This window comes from Dyella sp. C9 (assembly GCF_003332825.1).
Classification (GTDB): domain Bacteria; phylum Pseudomonadota; class Gammaproteobacteria; order Xanthomonadales; family Rhodanobacteraceae; genus Dyella.
The window spans coordinates 30731-50449 of record NZ_QIRF01000006.1; the positions used below are offsets into that span (position 1 = coordinate 30731).

Sequence of the window (19719 nt, forward strand, 5' to 3'; positions counted from 1 at the left end):
CCACAAGCGCCGGCCTTTTCGTTTCCACGCCCGCTGCAGCACAGCACGTGCTGCCCTGCGGCATGTGCACGAGTCCTTCACATGAGTTCTTTCGACCGTACGGCGCGCATCGCCGTGGTGACGGGCGGTATCGGCGGCCTGGGTACGGAGATCTGCCGCCAGTTGGCGCAGGCCGGACGCCAGGTGATCGCCGTCGACCTGCCCGGCCGTGAGGAACGCCTGTCGGCGTTCCGCCAGGAGCTGGCGGATCTGGACGGCGCCGTGCGCTTCGAGCCCGCCGATGTCAGCCAGTACGACAGCTGCGCCGCCCTGGTCGATCGCGTGGAGCAGCAGCACGGCAGCGTGGACGTGCTGGTCAACGCCGCCGGCATCACCCGCGACACCAGTCTGCGCAAGATGACCCCGCAGCAATGGCACGAGCTGATGCGGGTGAACCTGGACGGTGTGTTCAACATGTGCCGCAACGTGGTCGAGGGCATGAGCACGCGCGGCTTCGGCCGCATCGTCAACCTCAGCTCGGTGAATGGCCAGACCGGCCAGTTCGGACAGACCAACTACTCCGCCGCCAAGGCCGGCGTGCATGGTTTCGGCATGGCGCTGGCGCGCGAGACGGCGCGCAAGGGCATCACCGTCAACACGGTCTCGCCCGGCTATTGCGACACCGCCCTGGTAGCCGCAGTGCCAGCCGACATCCGCGCGCAGATCGTTGCCGACATTCCGGTAGGCCGCCTGGGCTCGCCCGGCGACATCGCTCGGGCCGTGGCCTTCCTCACGGCCGACGAGGCAGGCTACATCACGGGCGCGAACCTGCCGGTCAACGGCGGCTACTTCATGAGCTTCTGATCCCCACACGGCAGGCGCCGGGCGCTTCGCCTGCCTCGTTGCAACCCGCTACTCTTGGCGCCCTACGTGTTGCCCACCTCATCGCGGAGCCCCATGGCGCAGCAAATCACCCTCATCGGCGGCGGCCTGGTTGGCGCGCTGCTGGCCCAGCAGTTGGCTGGCCGTGGCTTCAAGGTGGATGTCTTCGAAAAACGCCCCGATCCGCGCGTCGCCGGTTTCGTGGGAGGGCGCTCGATCAACCTGGCCCTGGCCGAACGCGGCCTGCAGGCGTTGCGCGAAGCCGGGCTGGCCGATGACGTGCTGCAGCGCGCCGTGATGATGCGCGGTCGCATGGTGCACACCCGCGACGGTCGTTCCGGCCTGCAGCGCTACGGCGTGGACGACAGCGAGGTGATCTGGTCGGTGTCGCGCGGCGCGCTCAACATGCTGCTGCTGGATGCGGCCGAAGCCGCCGGCGTGAATTTCCACTTCGGCCAGTCGCTGGTCAGCGCGGATTTCGATGCCGAGCGCATCCAACTGGCCGACGATCATGGCGTGAGCCGCACGCTGGACGCCCCCGTGGTGATCGGCGCCGATGGCGCGGGTTCCGCGCTGCGCGCCGCGATGAATGCGCACTTGCCCCTGGGCGAGCGTGTGGAATCACTGGGGCACGCCTACAAGGAACTGGAAATTCCGCCCGCGGGACAACTTGCCCGGGACCTGGTCGGCAGCAGCGGCGGGCACGACCAGTTTGCGCTCGAACCCCCCGCCCTGCACATCTGGCCGCGTGGCGGCTACATGTGCATCGCCCTGCCCAACACCGAGGGCAGCTTCACCGTCGCGCTGTTCCTGCCGGCCCAGGGCGCCTACCCCAGCTTTGCCACCCTGCCCGACGCGCATGCCGCGCGCGCGTTCTTCCGCGACGATTTCCCCGACCTGCTGCCACTGATCCCCGACTTCATCGCGGACTACGACGGCCACCCGGTGGGCACGCTCTCTACCCTGTACCTGGACCGCTGGCACCTGGGCGGTCGCGCCCTGCTGGTGGGCGACGCTGCCCACGCCATCGTGCCGTTCCATGGGCAGGGCATGAACTGTGGCTTCGAGGACACCGTGGTGCTCGCGGCACTGCTGGCCGAGGCACCCGACGATACCGCCGGCGTGTTCGCCGAATTCCAGCGCATCCGCCAGCCCAACAGCGATGCGATCGCCGCGATGGCGCTGGAGAATTATGTGGAGATGCGCGACTCAGTCGCCGACCCGCACTTTCTCGCCAAGCGGGCCCTCGGCCTGCAGCTGGCCGAACGGGCGCCGCAGCATTTCATGGCGCGCTACCGCATGGTCACCTTCACCCACCTGCCCTATGCCTACGCCTATGAGCGCGGGCGCGCGCAGGACGTGCTGCTGGAGCAGTTGCTGCGAGGTTCCACCGACGCCGCGTCGGTCGACCTTTCCGCCGCCGTCGATACCCTGAAGGCCACGCTGCCGCCGCTGCCCGACCTGCGGCATGGATGAAGCCCTGCTCGCCGCCTTCCGGCGCACCGACTACCGCGTGCGCCTGGCAGAGGGCGGTTGGGCCAGCATCCGCATTGACCAGCCGCTGCCACCGCGGCTCCTGTCGCGGCTGGACGGACGCCCCTGGGCTTTCATCACCGCCTGGAACCCTCGTTCGGAGCGCGTCCCGCGCGGACGCAATCGCCAGGCGCAGCACCGGTTGCTCGCGGCCTTGCGCGAACTGGGCGGCGGCATTGCCATCCACCCGGCGCTGGGCGTCGCCGAGGATGGCCAGTGGCGGGAGCCCAGCCTGTTCGTGGTGGGCGCGGACACCGCGCATGTCGACCCCTTGGCCCGCCAGTTCGGCCAGCACGCCTACGTGTATGGCACAGCGACCTCGCCTGCCCGACTGCGGCGGCTGGACGAGGCCTGAGTGGAGCGCCTGCCGGGGTCTCAACCTACGCTGATTCCGGCCCCGTCCGACGTCCGCCGTTGGCGGCACCCCGCCGCATGGACAAGCCCGCCGACCTTTGCGGACAATCGGCCGATGACTGCCTTGTCTGCCGACGCGCCGCTGCTACTCGAAGCCCGGGCGCTTTCCTTCTACCGCCAGGACGAACCGGTGTTCGGCCCCCTGGATTTCCGCCTGCACGCAGGGGAAGTGGCATTGGTGGAAGGCGACAACGGCAGCGGCAAGACCACGTTGCTGCGGATCCTCGCCGGCCTGCTGCACATCGACGAAGGCAGCCTGGACTGGCGTGGCCAGCCCTGGCGACGCGAGGAACACCTGGGCGACACCCTGTTTCTTGGTCACCACCTCGGGCTCAAGGCCGACCTCAGCGCGCGCGAGAACCTCACCGTGGCCGCCGGCCTGTACGGCACGCGACCTGGACACACCGTGGACGGCGTACTCACCGACATCGGCCTGGCCGGCTACGAGGATGAACCGGCACGGCGCCTTTCCGCGGGCCAGAAGAAGCGTGCCGCCCTGGCGCGCCTGCTGTTGTTGCCCGCCACCCTGTGGCTGCTCGACGAGCCCTACGCAAACCTCGACCGCAGCGGCATCGAACTGGTCAATCGCCTGCTGGCCGAGCACGCTGCGGAAGGCGGTGCCGCCCTGGTCACCAGCCATGGCGCGGTGAGCTTCCTCAACGGCGAACCGAAACGGGTACGCATGCACGCATGAGTCACCCGCCGCTTGCTGCCGCCTGCGCCGCCATGTTGCGCCGCGACCTCACCCTGGCCTGGCGCCGTCGCGGCGACATCGTGATGCCGGTGCTCTATGCATTGATCGTCATCACCCTGTTCCCGTTCGCGCTCGGGCCCGAGGAGGCTCTGCTCCAGCGCATCGCCGGCGGCGCCGTGCTGGTGACCATGCTGCTGGCCATGCTGCTGGCACTGGACGCCATGTTCCGCAGCGATATCGAGGACGGCTCGCTCGAGCAGCTCATGCTGTCGCCGCAACCGCTGGCGCTGATGCTGGGCATGAAGATCCTGGCGCACTGGATCACCACGGCACTGCCGCTGATCGTGATCGCCCCCTTGCTGGCCGGCATGCTGCACTTGCCGACGCCGGTGATGCCGGTGCTGGTGTACGCCCTGCTGCTCGCCACGCCCCTGCTCAGCCTGCTCGGCGCGGTGCTGGTGGCGCTGACGGCCGGTACCCGACGCTCTGGTATGCTGCTGGCGCTGATGCTGCTGCCGCTTTGCGTGCCAGTGGTGATCTTCGCTGCCGGCGCAGTCGCCGCGGCGCAACAGGGGCTACCGTGGCTCGCGCCCATCGCGTGGCTGGGCGCGGCGCTGGTCATGGCCCTGGTGCTGGCGCCGCTGGCCTGCGCGGCCGCCCTACGCATTGCCTTGGATGCATAAGACGATGTCCAACTGGATCCCGCTCTGGGTTCACAAGCTCAGCTCGCCGCCCAACTTCTACCGCTTCGCCGGCGTCGTTCGGCCCTGGGCACTGGGCCTGGCCCTGCTGCTCGGCGCCGTCGCGCTTTACGGCGGACTGGTGCTGGCGCCGGCCGATTACCAGCAGGGCGATGCCTACCGCATCATCTTCATCCACGTGCCCTGCGCGTGGATGGGCCTGTTCGTCTACGGCGTGATGGCCATCGCCTCGTTCATATCGCTGGTGTGGCGCATCAAGCTCGCCGAAGTGGTGGCGATGGAATCGGCGCCCATCGGTGCGGCCTTCACCTTCATCACCCTGGTCACCGGCTCGCTGTGGGGCAAGCCGATGTGGGGCACCTGGTGGACCTGGGACGCCCGTCTCACCTCCGAGCTGGTGCTGCTGTTCCTGTACTTGGGCGTGATCGGGTTGTATCACTCCTTCGAGGACCGCCGGCAGGGTGCGCGCGCCGCGGCCTTCCTCGCCATCATCGGCATCATCAACGTACCGATCGTGCATTTCTCGGTGAACTGGTGGAACACGCTGCACCAGGGTTCGACGGTGCGCATCCTTGGGCCGTCCAGGATCAGCGGCGACATGTTGTGGCCGCTGCTCACCATGATGTTCGCCACCAAGTTCTATTACCTCGCCAGCCTGTTCGGCCGTGTGCGTACCGACCTGCTGGCGATGGAGAGCGGCAAGGACTGGGTGCGCCAGATCGCCCAGGGGCGCGCGGCCGTACCGGAACAGGAGGCACGCCGATGAGCCCGTTCTCGTGGGATCACTTCCTGGCGATGGGCGGTTACGCCGCCTATGTGTGGCCGGCCTATGCCGTGTTCTTCATCGTGCTGGTCGCCGACTACGTGAGCCCGGCCCTGCGCCGCCGCCGCAACCTGCGCGAGCTGCGTGGCCGCATCGCACGGCAAGCCGTACGCCAGCAACGCAACCCGACTTCGCCCTGAGCGGCACCCAGGTCCTCATGAATCCCACCCGCAAGCGCAGGCTCACCATCGTTCTTCTCGTGATCGTCGCCGCCGTGGTGTCGGTCGGCCTGATCGTGTTCGCCCTGCAGCAGAACATGAACTACCTGTTCACCCCCAGCCAGGTGCAGTCGGGCCAGGCCCGCAGCTACAAGACCTTCCGCCTGGGCGGCATGGTCAAGGCCGGCTCGATCCAGCGCAGCAACGACTCGCTCAAGGTCACCTTCACCGTGGTCGATGCGAGCGGCTCGATGCCGGTGGAGTACACCGGCATCCTTCCCGACCTGTTCCGCGACAACCAATCGGTGATCGCCACCGGGCACATGGACAACGCTCGCTTCATCGCCGCCGAAGTGCTGGCCAAGCATGACGAGACCTACATGCCCAAGGAGCTCAAGGACGCCATGGCCAAGGCACACGAAGGCAAGCAGGTGAACGAGGAAGCCGGACAGGACAAGCCGCAATGACGCCCGAACTTGGCCAGCTCGCCCTGATCCTCGCCCTGCTGCTCGCCCTCGCACAGGGCGTATTGCCCTTGCTCGGCGCCTGGCGCGGCCATCGCGCGCTGATGGCGGTGGCGCGCCCTGCCGCCGCCGGCCAGGCCGTGTTCGTGGCGATGGCGTTCGCCCTGCTGGTGTGGTCGTTCCTCAGCTTCGACTTCTCGGTGCAGTACGTCGCCGACAACTCCAACCTCGCCCTGCCCTGGTATTACCGCATCGCCGCGGTATGGGGCGCGCACGAGGGCTCGCTGCTGTTGTGGATCTTCATCCTCAACCTGTGGACGCTCGCGCTGGCGACGCTCAGCCGCAACCTGCCCGAAGTGTTCGTGGCGCGGGTGCTGGGCGTGCTGGGCCTGGGGGCGGTGGGCTTCCTCGCCTTCAGCATCTTCACCTCCAACCCCTTCGCGCGCCTGCTGCCGATGCCCGCCGATGGCGGCGACCTCAATCCGGTGCTGCAGGATCCGGGCATGACCTTCCACCCGCCCGTGCTGTACATGGGTTACGTGGGCTTCTCGGTAGCGTTCGCCTTCTCCATTGCCGCCTTGCTCGGCGGTGAACTGGAGCAGGCTTGGGTGCGCTGGGCGCGCCCGTGGACCAACGTGGCCTGGGGTTTCCTCTCGGCGGGCATCGTGGCCGGTAGCTGGTGGGCCTATGCCGAACTCGGCTGGGGCGGCTGGTGGTTCTGGGATCCTGTGGAGAACGCCAGCTTCATGCCGTGGCTGGTGGGCGCGGCTCTGATCCACGCGCAGGCCGTCACAGAGAAGCGCGGCGGCCTGCGCGCATGGACCATCCTTCTGTCCATCTTCGCCTTCTCGCTGTCGCTGCTGGGTACCTTCCTAGTGCGTTCGGGCGTGCTGACCTCAGTGCACGCGTTCGCTTCCGATCCTCGCCGCGGCCTGTTCATCCTGTGCTTCCTGGCCGTGGTGGTCGGCGGCTCGCTGCTGCTGTACGCACTGCGCGCGCCGAAGGTGGCCGGCGGCAAGCCATTCGGCGTGGTATCGCGCGAAACCGCCATCCTGGTCGGCAACCTGATGCTCACCGTGGCCGCGGCGATGGTGCTGCTGGGCACGCTGTTCCCGCTGATCGGCGATGCGCTCAACCTGGGCAAGATCTCGGTGGGTCCGCCCTACTTCGGTTTCCTGTTCACCCTGCTGATGATTCCGGTGGTGGTGCTGCTGCCGTTCGGGCCTTACCTGCGCTGGGGCAAGGGCGACTCGCCGCTGCTCAAGCAGGTGTTGCTGCGCACGGGGCTGGCCACGGTGGCGTGCGCCATCGTGGCCGCCTTCCTCACCGACGGCCAGGCCAAGGCCATCGCCGGCACCGCGGCCGCCGTGTGGTGCTGCATTGGCACGCTGCTCTACGTGATCAAGCGCTGGCGCGAGATGCCGGCCGGGCGTCGTTATCCCGCTGAAATGGCCGGCATGCTGCTGGCGCACTTTGGCGTTGGCGTGTTCCTGGCCGGCGTGATGCTGACCAATGCGCTCAGCGTCGAGCGTGACGTTCGCGTTGCGCCTGGCCAGACCGAGAGCATCGGCGGCTACGATTTCCGCTTCGACGGCGTGCAACAGACGCAAGGCCCCAACTGGCAAGGCGACCAGGGCGTGGTCACCGTGCTGCGCAACGGTCGCGAGATCGCGGTGATGCACCCGCAGAAGCGCACCTACCTGCGTGGCCAGGTGCAGACGGAATCGGCGATCGACCCCGGCCTGTTCCGCGACCTTTACGTAGCACTGGGCGAACCGATGGATCGCAACCATCCCGATGGTGCGTGGGCGCTGCGTCTCTACGACAAGCCGTTCGTGCGCTGGATTTGGGCCGGCGGACTACTGATGATGCTGGGCGGTTTCTTTGCCGCCGCTGACCGGCGCTTCCGCACGCGCAAGGCCACGGAGCCCGCCGAGATGCCCGCACCAGCCTGGCAGGAGTCCCGCGCATGAGCCGCCTGCTGCCTTTCCTGGGGTTCCTGCTGCTGGTGGTGTTGTTCGGCTTCGGCATCTGGTGGAACACCCAGCACGACCAGCGCGAGGTGCCCTCGCCGCTGATCAACAAGCCTGCGCCGGCCTTCGTGCTGCCCAGGCTGGACGATCCCGCGCAGTCGGTGAGCCGCGAGGCGCTGCTGGGCAAGCCCTACCTCATCAACGTATTCGCCAGCTGGTGCGTCGCCTGCGGCGAGGAACACCCGGTGCTGATGGCCGATGGCAAGTCGATCGGCGTGCCGATCATTGGCTACAACTACAAGGATGCTCCCGACGACGCCAAGGCGTGGCTGGCCCAACATGGCAATCCATACGACACGGTGATCGTGGACCAGGAAGGCCGTACCGCCATCGACTTCGGCGTCTACGGCGCGCCGGAGAGTTTCCTGGTCGATGGCAAGGGCATCATCCGCTACAAGCGCATCGGGCCGCTGACGCCCGAAGCGATCGAGAAGGAACTCAAGCCGGCCATCGCTGCGCTCGCGAAGGAAAAACCATGAGCCGCAACCCCTTTGCAGGAGCGCACCCTGTACGCGACTCCGCAAAACGGCGCGGCCTGGATCGCGCGCGGGGTGCGCTGCTGCAGATCGTGCTGCTGTTCCTGGTCGCCAGCCTGGCCGTCGCCCAGGCCATCGACCCCCTGCCGTTCAAGGATCACGCGCAGGAAGTCCGCTTCCAGAACCTCACGCGCGAACTGCGCTGCCTGGTGTGCCAGAACGAAAACCTGGCCGACTCGAACGCCGACCTGGCGCGCGACCTGCGCCATGAAGTGTTCGACCTGATGCAGCAGGGCAAGAGCGACGACGAGATCAAGCAGTACTTGGTCGACCGCTATTCCGATTTCGTGCTGTACGACCCGCCGGTGCAGTCCAGCACGCTGCTGCTCTGGTTCGGGCCATTGCTGATATTGCTGGCCGGCGCCACGGTCGTGGTGGTCACCGTCCGCCGTCGCGGACGTGCCGGGACCACGGCAATGGAAGACAAGCCGACCGATGAAGGGGATGACTGGTGAGGCTGGCTTTTTTCCTGATTGCCGCGGCGATGGTGGTCGTGGCACTGCTGTTGCTGTTGCTGCCGTTGATGCGGCATGGCCGTACGCAGGGACGCCCACGCGGCGTGTTTGCACTGCCCCTGGCGCTTGCCCTGTTGCTGCCCATTGCTGCGGTAGGCCTGTACCTGGCCGTGGGCACGCCGGTGGCCTTGAATGGCGTGATGCGTGCCGTACCGGACATGAGCATCGACCAGGCCGTGGACGAACTGAAAACGCACCTCGCCCAGCAGCCAAACGACCTGCAAGGCTGGATGCTGCTCGGCCAGACCTATGCCGTGATGCACCGACCGGCCGACGCGCGCGATGCCTATGACCATGCCCTGCGCCTTGATGCCGACAACAGCGTGGCCATGGTCGGCTGGGCCGAAGCCGATTCGCTGCTGCGCGACGACCATCGCATCGAAGGCCGCGCGCAGGCGTTGCTGCAGCGTGCCGTAAAGATCGACCCGCAAAGCCAGCGGGGCCTCTGGCTGCTCGGCATCAGCCAGTTCCAGCACGACCAATACGCCGACGCCGCCGCCACCTGGCGCCAGTTGCAGCCGCAGCTGGAACCGGGCTCGACCGTCGCCAAGGCCGTGGCCGAGCAGATCGCCGTCGCGGAGGCCCGCGCCAACGGCGGCCAGGCGCCCACGACCGAAACCCCGGCATCCACGGCCGACGGTCAGCAGGGTCCGGCGCTGCAGGTACAGGTTTCGCTCGCGCCCGCGCTGAAGGACAAGCTTGTGCCGGGCGACACGCTGTTCGTATACGCACGTGCGGAACAGGGGCCGCCCATGCCACTGGCCGTCGCCCGGCTGGATGCCTCGGCGCTGCCGGCCCAGGTCACGCTCACCGATGCGATGGGCATGACACCCCAGTTCAAACTATCCTCCGCGCAGCGCGTGTTCGTCGGCGCCCGCATCAGCAAGAGCGGCCAGGCCATTGCCCAGGCGGGCGACCTGGAGGGCGATGCCGGGGTGGTCGACGTCCAGACACGCACGCCGATCAAGATCAGCATCGACAAGGTTCATTGATGAGTCACGACGCGCGCCGCTACTTCGCCCTTTCCTCGCCCTTTGCGATGAAGCGTGGCGGCGAGCTTCATGGGGCACGTGTCGCCTACGAGACCTGGGGCACGCTGAACGCGGCGCGCGACAACGCGATCCTGATCCTCACCGGCCTCTCGCCCAGCGCCCATGCCGCCTCCAACCATGAGGATCCTTCCGCCGGCTGGTGGGAGGCGATGATCGGGCCGGGCAAGGCGATCGATACCTCACGGTGGTTCGTGATCTGCGTGAATTCGCTGGGCAGCGACAAGGGTTCGACCTGCGCGGCCTCGATCGACCCGGCCACGGGAGAACCGTACCGGCTCGACTTTCCCGAACTGTCGCTCGAAGACGTGGCCAACGCCGCCCATGCGGCCGTGGGCGGCCTGGGCATCGATCAGCTTGCCTGCCTGATCGGCTGCTCGATGGGCGGCATGAGCGCACTGGCCTACATGGTGCTGCACCCGGGCAGCGTGCGTGCCCACATCAGCGTGGACACCGCACCGCAGGCGCAGCCCTTCGCCATTGCCATTCGCTCCTTGCAGCGCGAGGCCATCCGTCTCGATCCGCAATGGAACCAGGGGCATTACGACGACGCGCATTACCCGGTCGACGGCATGAGCATCGCGCGCAAGCTGGGCGTGATCACCTATCGCTCCGCCATGGAGTGGAACGGCCGCTTCGCGCGCATCCGCCTGGACCCCGAGCAGCGTGACGACAATCCGTTCGGACTCGAATTCGAAGTGGAGTCGTACCTCGAGGGCCATGCCCAGCGCTTCGTGCACACTTTCGACCCCAACAGCTACCTCTACCTCTCGCGTGCCAGCGACTGGTTCGACATCTCCGAATACGGCGAAGGCAGCGTGCTCGAAGGCCTCAAGCGCATCCGCGTCGAGAAGGCCATGGTGATCGGCGTCAGCACCGACATCCTGTTCCCGCTGGAGCAGCAGGAACAAATCGCCGACGGCCTGCGCGCTGCCGGCGCCGCAGTCGATTTCGTCGCGCTCAACTCACCGCAGGGCCACGACGCCTTCCTGGTGGATATTCCCAACTACAGCCGGGCCATCGGCGGCTTCCTCGCCGGACTCTGAACGGCGCCCTGCACCCCCTGCCCGGCGCTGCTAAGATGGCCGGGCAGCACCGCAACCCGAGAACGTCATGCTCACCCTGGATTTCCCCGGTTCCCGCCAACTGATCGATGCCATCGACGCCGCCGTGGCGCACGATTGCACCCGCGCCGTCACCGACAGCCTGCGCAACAGCCTGTGCAACCTGATCCGCGGCAAGGAAGTGAAGCTTCCCGACTGCGTATTCGAGACCGCCGAGGGCCGCTACGCCCGCCGCGAGCTGTACCGCAGCGAGGAGCACGGCTACTGCGTGGTGGCGATGACCTGGGGCCCGGGCCAGGGCACCCCGATCCATGACCACTGCGGCATGTGGTGCGTGGAAGGCGTGTGGAGCGGCGCCCTGGAAGTGGTGCAATACGAGCGTCTCGCCAACGAGGACGGCCACTACCGCTTCCAGCCGGTGGGCTCGATCCAGGCCGGCCCCGGCTCCGCCGGCAGCCTGATCCCGCCGCACGAGTACCACACCATCCGCAATCCCAGCACTGACACCGTCGCGGTCAGCCTGCACATCTATTCCGGCCAGATGACGCACTGCGCCATCTTCCAGCCCCTGGGCCACGACCACTACCAGCGCACCGATCGTCAGCTGGGTCTCGACCCGGTCCACTGAAACCGGCATAATGACCGGCCATCGTGCCGGTGTGGCGGAATGGTAGACGCGGCGGACTCAAAATCCGCTTCTGGCGACAGAGTGTAGGTTCGAGTCCTATCACCGGTACCAGTAAGGGGTTTCAGGCACTACCACCGAGACCCAAGCAAGACCGAAAACCCGCATAAAAGCGGGTTTTTTCATATCTGGGGTGTCCCATCCCGTGCCATCGTGAACCGCCAAATCCGATGGTATCTGTTGGTACTTCTGCTGGTATCTGTGTAGGATCGCTTCGCATCTTCTTGCGAAGTACCAACACGTGCTGACAGATACCGCCATCCGCAAGACCAAGCCCGCACCCACCCCACTCAAGCTGTCAGATGGCGGGGGAATGCACCTGTTGTTGAAGCCTGATGGCTCGCGCTATTGGCGCCTGAACTATCGCTTCGCCGGCAAACAGAAGACGTTGGCTCTTGGCGTGTACCCAACCGTAACTCTCGCCGACGCGCGGCAACGCCGAGAGGATGCTCGACGCCTTCTCTCGAACGGCGTCGACCCAGGTGCCGAAAGGAAAGCTCGCAAAGCTCAATTGACCGTAACGACTGCCGTCGAAGTGGATACGTTCGAGAAGGTCGCTCGCGACTGGATGGCTTGGCGTGACAAGCGCGGAGAAACCGCAGAGACCACTGCGAATAAGGATCGCTGGCGGCTTGAGTCGTACCTCTTTCCTCAACTGGGCCTGCGACCCATTGCCGAGATAACGGCAATCGAGTTGCGCGACGTGCTCAGGTTGGTTGAGGAAACGGGAAAAAGAGAAACCGCAAGTCGAACCAAGATCACCGCTGGTCAAGTGTTTCGTTGGGCCGTCCTTGAGGGGCGAACGCACAGTGACCTCACGGCAAGCCTGCGGGGACTATTCACCACACCAAAGCCAACTCATCGGGCCGCCATCACCGATCCCCTCAAGATTGGAGAGCTGCTCCGGTCGTTCGATGAGTTCTCAGGGCAGTTCACGACACAGTGTGCGCTCAAGCTAGCGCCGCTCGTATTCGTTCGCCCAGGAGAACTGAGAAAAGCAGAGTGGCCCGAGTTCGACCTGGTAAACGCAATTTGGCGCATACCCGGCGAACGGATGAAGATGAAAGCACCTCACGTAGTACCGCTCTCGACTCAGGCGGTCGCAGTGTTGCGTGACCTGGCCCCCTTGACCAGCAGCGGCCGTTACGTTTTTCCAAGTGTCCGGACCGCTAGCCGCCCCATGAGCGAAAACACCATCAATGTTGCTCTTCGTCGTCTCGGCTACGGGAAGGACGAAATGACAGGCCATGGCTTCCGAAGCATGGCTGCGTCCAGACTGAATGAAATGGGCTGGAATGCTGATGCCATTGAGCGACAACTTGCCCACGCAGAGTCCAACAAAGTGCGGGCCGCGTACACACACGCCGCCCAGTATTTGGAAGAAAGGACTCGCATGATGCAGGCCTGGGCAGACTACCTAGATGGCGTTAAAAATGGGGCTCAAGTCATGCACTTACGGCGGAGTGCATAGTTACATGGATCACTTAGGCGGCCGCAGACGACAAGCGGGATTAGTGACGATGAGTCAGCAGTCTATTAGTTTGGCGGGCAAAGATTTTTTAAACGAGTTAGAAGCCGCCCACTATTGCTGCGCAAGTCTTGAGCAATTTCGGACGCATATCTGCTCCTACGGCGTGCAAGCACACGTTTTTATGGGGAACGTGATTTACGAGCGAGCAGCTCTGTATGCCGCAATGCAAAGAGCGGCAAGCCAAGCTCCCACTCCTGCAAGAAGAGCAGTGAGCCGACAGGCAAAGCACATACCAGAGCCCGAAGCATACAAAAACTTGCAGACCGCCATGGTTGATGCAGGAGCTGCTAAGTCCCAATTGGCAACAGGCGACCGACTGATTCGGCTTCCGGATGTAGCGTCACTTGTGGGCATCTGCAAGACTGCCATTTACAAGCTCGTGAAGAGCGGAAGCTTTCCACCTCCCGTAAAGCTAGGAAGAGCATCCGCATGGCCTGAGGCTGAGGTGATTGAATACATCACGGCCCAGAGAAGATCTAGACATTCGCGAATTCGCTAAGCGCCCCTTTCCAGTCCTTTGATGATCGACATGAAGGAAACTCAACGATGCGTTACCCAGTAGCCATTGAACGGGGAACCGAAGACCGCGCATACGGAGTCATCGTTCCCGATGTCCCAGGTGCATTTTCCGCGAGCGACAGTCTGGACGACCTACTAGTCAACGCCAAGCTCGCAATCGTAATGATTCTGAGTGACTACGTTGCGCATTCAGCCGCCTTACCTGAGCCCTCCCCTGTCGAGGTTCTGATGGTCGATCCAGCTTACCAAGGCATGGCATGGGACTATGTTGATATCGATGGCCGAGACCTCAACGGCTGCACTTATTAATACAGGGGAGATCAACCGAATGGATGACTGGAGCGATAGCGAGCTGACGATAGCAGTCATTACATATCGAGAAATGCAAGACGAAATCGCTGCTGGGCATGCGCCTAACAAGCGAAGTACTTACCGCAAGCTTGCAGCGAGCACTGGCAGATCGGCGAAATCCATAGAGTATCGGATGCAAAACATTTCGGCCGTCCTGAACGACCTGGGTCAACCATGGATCCCCGGCCTTAAGCCAGCGGCGAACGTTGGCTCGAATGTATCGGATCGAATCAAATCTACTCTCGCCGATATAGCTAGGCAACGCGACATCTACAATCCAAGAAATAGCCTATCAAACCTCAGGCCGACCGCGCGGATCTCCGTCTACGACGTGCTATGCGAGTTGGGCTTCGACGTTGAGCAGTGGAGATTTGACGCTGCCGACAGGCCAATCGCGAACCCTGCGGAGAACGGAAGAGCCTATTCCTGGTCGTATAGGGACCAGGCATCGAATCGACATTTGTTCATGCTCTGGTATGACGATATGGAGCTTTACGACGGCTCAATTCGATATCGCCAATGTTGGAACTCGTACATACAAACGCTTGAGAAAACACGACGTCAAACAGCGAAGCGTGCTACGAACTTCCTGTGGCATATAGCCACCCTCAAGGTCGGCACCCCTGTTCACGTCGGGGTGGTAGAGGGAAGCAGAGCAAAAAGTGCGGATACTGATCCGTCACAAGTGAACCGGAGAGCGTTGGATGCTGAGCCTTGGCATCTTTCGCATTGGGATCCGTTTACGCAAACTTTCGAGTTCACGCGTGGCGTGTATGCTCACGTCGATGAGCAGAAGGCTGTAAACGATGCGCGTGAAACTAGGGAAATAAAGGGTTATGACGACGAAGCGATTCGCACCCAAGACGTAGTTGATGTATGCCAATCCAATAGATCCGCCACAGAAAAGGAGCAACTGGTAAGCGCCAGGCTTGGGCAGGGTCGATTTCGACAGGACGTTCTTTCTCGGTGGAATAGTGCCTGCGCTGTCACGGGGTCCTCCACCCTTCAAGCAATACGCGCTTCGCATTGCATGCCGTGGCGGCAGTCCTCCGACGAGGAACGTCTGGATCCAGCCAATGGACTGCCACTGGTTGCAACCCTCGACGCGCTATTCGATGCGGGTCTAATTAGTTTCGATAGCGATGGAAGCATCCTCATTAGCCCACGACTAGAAGACCTGACGCTCGCATTAGAGGGACTGACATTGCGCCGCCACCCTCGTGAGGATGAGCAGGCTTACCTGGCTTACCACCGACAAAAAGTCTTTCTTCCATAAACTCAACCTGTGCGCAGGTCAACCATGTCAGACCAAACTCCTACAGAAAATTCTCTAGAAGCATTGACCAAGGAAATTGACAACTTTGCGAAGGATCGTGATTGGGGGAAGTTCCACACTCCAAAGAATCTGGCAATGGCGCTTTCTGTTGAAGCATCAGAACTTATGGAAATTTTTCAGTGGGATATCGATTCCCCTGGAATCGAAAACTTCTCTCCAAAGAAGCGAGCGTGCGTGGAGCAAGAGGTAGCTGATGTCTTCATCTATCTTCTTCGCTTCTGTTCCGTGACTGGTGTCGACATCATGCAGGCTGCCCAGAAAAAGATTGAATTGAACGCCAAGAAATATCCAGCTGATTTGGTACATGGAAGATCTGACAAGTACACGGAGTACTGAGCGTGCAGCAACTTTACATTTTCACCGCAGGCATAGAAGAAGCTCGGCAACACCTTGAGATTTCGGTGAAAAATACACTTTCTTGGAGCCTTCTGGATGAGAATCTCCCTCCAAACGAAGCGGAGCTCATCAAGAAAATGCTGCCAGAGGGCCATGGCTTCTACGCTTGGGGCGCGACCCCGGGTGAAAAAAACAAGCCAAACTGGGAGTCAATGCAGGTCGGCGACGTAGTACTTACCGTATTCGGAAACCACTACCGCTTTGTTTCTTCAGTGGCTGCAAAAATTCACAACGCGAAGCTGGCGCGAGCAATCTGGGGAACTGAAGGCAAAACCGACAAAACATGGGAATACATGTACTTCCTGACCGAACCACGTGCATTGAGCGTTGCGGTGCAGACGAAGCCGGTCGTCGATTTCTTGGACAAACAATATTTTGGCTTTAAGAAATTTACCCAAGACAAGCTACTAGCAATTCGGAAAGCCTACGGAAGCTTGGACAACTTCGTACTGAAGAACTTCAACTATGTACGGCCAAAAACGTCTCTATCCCTTAGCCTCGAGGGCATCGAGAGACAAGCGCGCTCAGCACCGCAATTTGAATCAACGAGCATAGTTGATGGCCGGAAAAAGGTACTCGCACAAGTGGTTCGTCGACAAGGACAGCCGAAATTCCGTGAAAATTTATTGATAGCTTACGAAGGAAAATGTGTTGTAACTGAATGCAACATACAGCCACTCTTGGAAGCAGCGCACATCATCCCCTTTCAAGGCCCTGCAACAAACCACGTCTGCAATGGCCTCTTGCTTCGAGCGGACATACACACGCTATTTGATCTTGGGCTTTTGAAGATTGATAGATCCGGAACGATTCACCTGGCCGACGTGCTTGAGAATTCGCCTTATTGGACGTACCAAGCCAAGAAGATTCGGCTTCCCAGCGATCCAGGCGACGTCCCGGATCCGGCTGCACTTGCCATGAAATTTGACCTTGATTTGTGATCGACGCCAACTGATACAACACATTCTTTCTTTCGAGAAATTCACTGCCATCGAATTGCACAGCTTGGCGCTGACGAGCTTCGTACTGCCTCCGACGCTAAGACCAACTACGGATCTTGAGCACAACCACATCGATTAGCGGTTGATCCAGAAAGAATGCACGCAGGTGATGAAATGCTTTTTTCCCAGTTTCAGCGAACAGACGGCTCCACAAAACGCTACAGGGAAACAGAGTTCGAATTTATAGATCGCTCTGCAGACCCTGATGTAGCAGCAGTTCGAGCACTTCTTGAGGTCGAGTTTGATCGCTACATTGAAGCAGACAAGCCCGAAATTCAGGCAAGACTCCAGTCTCGAAGGGATCGTGAGTTTAAGTCGGCATGCTTCGAATTGCTGCTCTATGGAATGCTCAGCCGGCTGGGTTTCCACCTTGAGACTCACCCCGACCCAGGCACCGGGAAAGGCAGCCGCCCTGACTTCCTTGTAACTACACCGAAGGGAGAATCTTTCTTTCTCGAAGCTGTTCTAGCTGCAGACGTTCGTGACTCCGCCACAGGAACTCGCGCGATGAAGGATGAGCTTATTGATGCCATTGATCGGGATCCTCATCCCAATTTTTATCTCAGCATAGTTGAGTCTGGTGTACCAGCGAGCCAACCGTCTGCGAAACGACTCAGAAAACACTTGCACCATTGGCTCAATGGTCTGGACGTTGACGCCGTCGCTGAGGACTTGGCAAAGAATGGTCACGAGCACCTTCCAAGCGAGCATTGGGAGCACGACGGGTGGGAGCTTCGATTTCGTGTAATTCCGAAGCAAAAAAGTCGAGGGAAGCTCGACCGTCTCATAGGAACGCTCTCTGGTGACGCGGGATGGGTCGACCTTAAAACTCCCATTCGAGAGGCGATTCGATTCAAGGGCCAGCGCTATGGCAGTCTTGCGCTCCCTCTCGTTGTAGCAGTCAACGTGGATGCGTTCCATTTGAATCAAGGCGATGAGGTGGATGCACTCTTTGGCTCAGAAGCGCTCGCAATATCCCAAGATAACGTTCGGCGCATTAGAAGAACGGACGGGGCTTGGCACGATGGAAGGGAGCCCAGGTCTTCAAGGGTTAGCGCCGCGTGGCTGTTCAATGATCTCTCGTTTTGGAGCATCGCCGGCCGACGCCAAACGCTTTACGTCAATCCCTGGGCGTTAACGCCTCTCGGCAATGCTCTGGATTGCCTACCCGTGGCGAAGATCGTCGACGGAGAAATTAGTCGAACGGAAGGCCCTTCACCTGGTGAAATTTTTTCGTCGCATTGAGTCAATGCAAGCGTGCAGGCGTAATCAATACTTAGTGCAAAAGCTACACCGGGGTAGAACTAGCATCTGGTGCAAAATGCCCACTACTCATTCTCCCACTCAAGCGAACTGCACTCTCGCAAGCCAGGAGAAGTTTCAAAGCGTCGCAGGAAGGGGCCGGATCGCACATGATTCATGAGTCGCCAATACCAACGCTTGGCGACATCGTCTTCAATCGAGCTTGGATATTGATATCGATATCGTCCGTCTCCGGCGTCTTCCACTAAAAGGTACGATCGACGGAACTCAGGAGCTAAGTATTCCTGCAAACCCCACCGGACCTCATTGATGAGTTCTGCCAACCAGGAAGCGTAGTAGACAAAGAAGTTCTCGCTTAGGTGCCCCTGTAGATCATCGAGCGCAAATGGAATCATTCTTTCGTCAACCGTGTACCCATTTAACTTGAGCGATTCAGATATTGTATTACAAATTCTCGTTAGCCGAGAAACGTTGTGCTTCGACTGATTGGCCGAAATTCGTAGAAGAAGGTCGCGCTGCACGAAAATGGAAGCATCAATATCTAGCGAAGACAGCCATAGCCTGATCTTAACTTTCGCGGACAGCCAAGCATCCAAGTTCTTTACCGCGCTGTCCAAAGCGTCCACGTCACCTCCCAGTTGCGGTGTTGAGGCCACGACTGACAGAATTTTTAGGCATGAAGCTTGCTCGCCGAAGAGACTGATATCACCCTGCTCATGGACAAAATCTTGGGCTCTTATGAGAAACAAATCCCTGTGTGCACTTGTCTTGAAATGGACCTCGCCGCCGATAGATGAATGCGACGAATCAACTAAAGTAAGGAGCAAATGATTGACGATGTCATCGACAGCTTCCATTGCGACGCAGAGCCTGACGCACTCTTGCTCCAACAGATTAAGCTTCTCTTGATTCATTTCGCCACAGCTCCTTCGCTTGATTGTTGCCGCACTGGCGTATCAGAGAACGAACAGCTCATCTCGCAGAAGATGTGCCTTGATCATCCGTTAGGGCAATGACTTCAGAAGGTCGTCAACTGAAGCTTCAAGCACTGACCAAGCCGTCTTGCAAGTTGCTTCATCGAAATCTGCTTTTGTACTAACCGCGTGCCACGGGTGGACTACGTTACGCGAGTCTCGCAGCGCATGACCAAACTTGCCGCGATCTGCCTTGATCCATCTAACGTCGACAGCAACGTCGATGAGAGAGGAAAGCGTCCAATCCGGAATAGCCACTCCCTTTCCTGTCCTATCCTTTGGCGCAGAGGGCGACTGATAGGCCTGCCCAGCGGACATCTGAGCGCGCCCAAGAAGCAGCGCTTCTAACACACTGCCCATCATGATTATTGCCGCTGTATGAGCGCCGACATGCGCGCATTTTTGTGCATCCCGCCAGCGACGCTCGATTTCGTCCTTCAGGCCAGGCAGTGCCGCCGTTAGTTTTGCCACGTCAGGTGGCGCAAGAATAATCTTCTTCGGCTTTTCGACTGCGCCAGTTTCAATGAACTTGATTGCGCTCCTGACATACCCAGCGAGCGCCTCGAGCCTAACCCTACGACTGTTTGCCTCAAAGTCCGGATTCTTGTCGAAGTCCGCCATCAAGGCATTCGGTAAACCGGCCACAGATTCGATCTGCACTCGAATTTCCCGGCGCTTTGCGTCCACCGCGCGCAAGTCCTTATAGGCCTCCAGCTGGGCGAACCCTCTCGAATCCACAATTTCGGCCAGAGCAACCCTCAGCACCCTAAGTGCTTGATCCTTTTCCATTTCATCTCTCCAGCCTCATTAGAAGAGCA

The 19719-nt window shown here is 61.3% G+C and carries 23 protein-coding genes and 1 tRNA gene; 22 read left to right on the plus strand and 2 right to left on the minus strand.

Annotated features, from left to right (window positions below; genetic code table 11):
- Nucleotides 1-81 precede the first annotated feature (81 nt).
- From phbB to DVU99_RS19725, 22 genes are all read left to right on the plus strand, one after another.
- The gene (gene phbB / locus DVU99_RS09800; protein ID WP_114240032.1) at nt 82-843 is read left to right on the plus strand and encodes an acetoacetyl-CoA reductase; all 762 of its coding nucleotides are present in this window, start codon (nt 82-84) and stop codon (nt 841-843) included.
- Between the two features lie 93 nt (nt 844-936).
- Nucleotides 937-2337, plus strand: a complete 1401-nt coding sequence (locus DVU99_RS09805) for an NAD(P)/FAD-dependent oxidoreductase (protein ID WP_114240033.1) — start codon at nt 937-939, stop codon at nt 2335-2337.
- The gene (locus DVU99_RS09810; protein ID WP_114240034.1) at nt 2330-2749 is read left to right on the plus strand and encodes a DUF3293 domain-containing protein; all 420 of its coding nucleotides are present in this window, start codon (nt 2330-2332) and stop codon (nt 2747-2749) included. Before DVU99_RS09805 ends, DVU99_RS09810 begins: the two co-directional genes overlap by 8 nt.
- 114 nt (nt 2750-2863) lie before the next feature.
- The gene (ccmA, locus tag DVU99_RS09815) at nt 2864-3502 is read left to right on the plus strand and encodes a cytochrome c biogenesis heme-transporting ATPase CcmA (RefSeq protein ID WP_114240035.1); all 639 of its coding nucleotides are present in this window, start codon (nt 2864-2866) and stop codon (nt 3500-3502) included.
- Nucleotides 3499-4185 carry a heme exporter protein CcmB gene (gene ccmB / locus DVU99_RS09820; RefSeq protein WP_114240036.1) on the plus strand — a complete coding sequence of 229 codons (687 nt, stop codon included), beginning with the start codon at nt 3499-3501 and terminating at the stop codon, nt 4183-4185. Before ccmA ends, ccmB begins: the two co-directional genes overlap by 4 nt.
- A gap of 4 nt (nt 4186-4189) precedes the next feature.
- Nucleotides 4190-4969, plus strand: coding sequence for a heme ABC transporter permease (locus tag DVU99_RS09825; protein ID WP_114240037.1), 780 nt, complete (start codon nt 4190-4192; stop codon nt 4967-4969).
- Nucleotides 4966-5166 carry a heme exporter protein CcmD gene (gene ccmD, locus DVU99_RS09830; RefSeq protein ID WP_114240038.1) on the plus strand — a complete coding sequence of 67 codons (201 nt, stop codon included), beginning with the start codon at nt 4966-4968 and terminating at the stop codon, nt 5164-5166. The genes DVU99_RS09825 and ccmD overlap by 4 nt, the downstream gene beginning before the upstream one ends.
- Nucleotides 5167-5183: 17 nt before the next feature.
- Nucleotides 5184-5651: a cytochrome c maturation protein CcmE gene (gene ccmE / locus DVU99_RS09835; protein ID WP_114240039.1), complete on the plus strand. Its 468-nt coding sequence runs from the start codon at nt 5184-5186 to the stop codon at nt 5649-5651.
- Complete coding sequence (locus DVU99_RS09840) at nt 5648-7621, plus strand: heme lyase CcmF/NrfE family subunit (RefSeq protein WP_114240040.1); 1974 nt, start codon at nt 5648-5650, stop codon at nt 7619-7621. Before ccmE ends, DVU99_RS09840 begins: the two co-directional genes overlap by 4 nt.
- Nucleotides 7618-8160, plus strand: a complete 543-nt coding sequence (locus tag DVU99_RS09845; RefSeq protein WP_114240041.1) for a DsbE family thiol:disulfide interchange protein — start codon at nt 7618-7620, stop codon at nt 8158-8160. The genes DVU99_RS09840 and DVU99_RS09845 overlap by 4 nt, the downstream gene beginning before the upstream one ends.
- A 77-nt stretch (nt 8161-8237) precedes the next feature.
- Nucleotides 8238-8672 carry a cytochrome c-type biogenesis protein gene (locus DVU99_RS09850; protein WP_114240148.1) on the plus strand — a complete coding sequence of 145 codons (435 nt, stop codon included), beginning with the start codon at nt 8238-8240 and terminating at the stop codon, nt 8670-8672.
- Nucleotides 8669-9724, plus strand: coding sequence for a tetratricopeptide repeat protein (locus DVU99_RS09855; protein WP_114240042.1), 1056 nt, complete (start codon nt 8669-8671; stop codon nt 9722-9724). The genes DVU99_RS09850 and DVU99_RS09855 overlap by 4 nt, the downstream gene beginning before the upstream one ends.
- A complete protein-coding gene (locus tag DVU99_RS09860) occupies nt 9724-10827 on the plus strand; it encodes a homoserine O-acetyltransferase (protein WP_114240043.1) in 1104 nt (367 codons plus the stop codon). The genes DVU99_RS09855 and DVU99_RS09860 overlap by 1 nt, the downstream gene beginning before the upstream one ends.
- A gap of 67 nt (nt 10828-10894) precedes the next feature.
- Nucleotides 10895-11473 (plus strand): cysteine dioxygenase family protein, encoded by a 579-nt coding sequence (locus DVU99_RS09865; RefSeq protein ID WP_114240044.1) that lies wholly within the window; start codon nt 10895-10897, stop codon nt 11471-11473.
- Between the two features lie 25 nt (nt 11474-11498).
- A tRNA-Leu gene (locus DVU99_RS09870) sits at nt 11499-11584 on the plus strand.
- A gap of 187 nt (nt 11585-11771) precedes the next feature.
- Nucleotides 11772-13001 (plus strand): integrase arm-type DNA-binding domain-containing protein, encoded by a 1230-nt coding sequence (locus tag DVU99_RS09875; protein WP_114240045.1) that lies wholly within the window; start codon nt 11772-11774, stop codon nt 12999-13001.
- A gap of 328 nt (nt 13002-13329) precedes the next feature.
- Nucleotides 13330-13560, plus strand: a complete 231-nt coding sequence (locus DVU99_RS20355; protein WP_114240046.1) for an AlpA family phage regulatory protein — start codon at nt 13330-13332, stop codon at nt 13558-13560.
- A 47-nt stretch (nt 13561-13607) separates the two neighbouring features.
- On the plus strand, nt 13608-13889 hold the full coding sequence (locus tag DVU99_RS09885; RefSeq protein WP_114240047.1) for a type II toxin-antitoxin system HicB family antitoxin: 282 nt from the start codon (nt 13608-13610) through the stop codon (nt 13887-13889).
- Nucleotides 13890-13908: 19 nt separating this feature from the next.
- The gene (locus tag DVU99_RS19940) at nt 13909-15207 is read left to right on the plus strand and encodes an HNH endonuclease (RefSeq protein ID WP_198670257.1); all 1299 of its coding nucleotides are present in this window, start codon (nt 13909-13911) and stop codon (nt 15205-15207) included.
- A gap of 24 nt (nt 15208-15231) precedes the next feature.
- A complete protein-coding gene (locus DVU99_RS09895; RefSeq protein WP_114240048.1) occupies nt 15232-15603 on the plus strand; it encodes a nucleotide pyrophosphohydrolase in 372 nt (123 codons plus the stop codon).
- Between the two features lie 2 nt (nt 15604-15605).
- Entirely contained in the window at nt 15606-16604 is a 999-nt protein-coding gene (locus tag DVU99_RS09900) for an HNH endonuclease (protein ID WP_114240049.1), read from the plus strand.
- Between the two features lie 174 nt (nt 16605-16778).
- A complete protein-coding gene (locus DVU99_RS19725; protein WP_157971394.1) occupies nt 16779-17909 on the plus strand; it encodes a hypothetical protein in 1131 nt (376 codons plus the stop codon).
- A gap of 83 nt (nt 17910-17992) precedes the next feature.
- Here DVU99_RS19725 and DVU99_RS09910 read toward each other — a convergent pair whose 3' ends face one another.
- Both DVU99_RS09910 and DVU99_RS09915 read right to left on the minus strand, forming a co-directional pair.
- On the minus strand, nt 17993-18841 hold the full coding sequence (locus DVU99_RS09910) for a hypothetical protein (protein WP_114240051.1): 849 nt from the start codon (nt 18839-18841) through the stop codon (nt 17993-17995).
- A gap of 90 nt (nt 18842-18931) precedes the next feature.
- Nucleotides 18932-19690, minus strand: a complete 759-nt coding sequence (locus tag DVU99_RS09915; protein WP_114240052.1) for a hypothetical protein — start codon at nt 19688-19690, stop codon at nt 18932-18934.
- Nucleotides 19691-19719 lie beyond the last annotated feature (29 nt).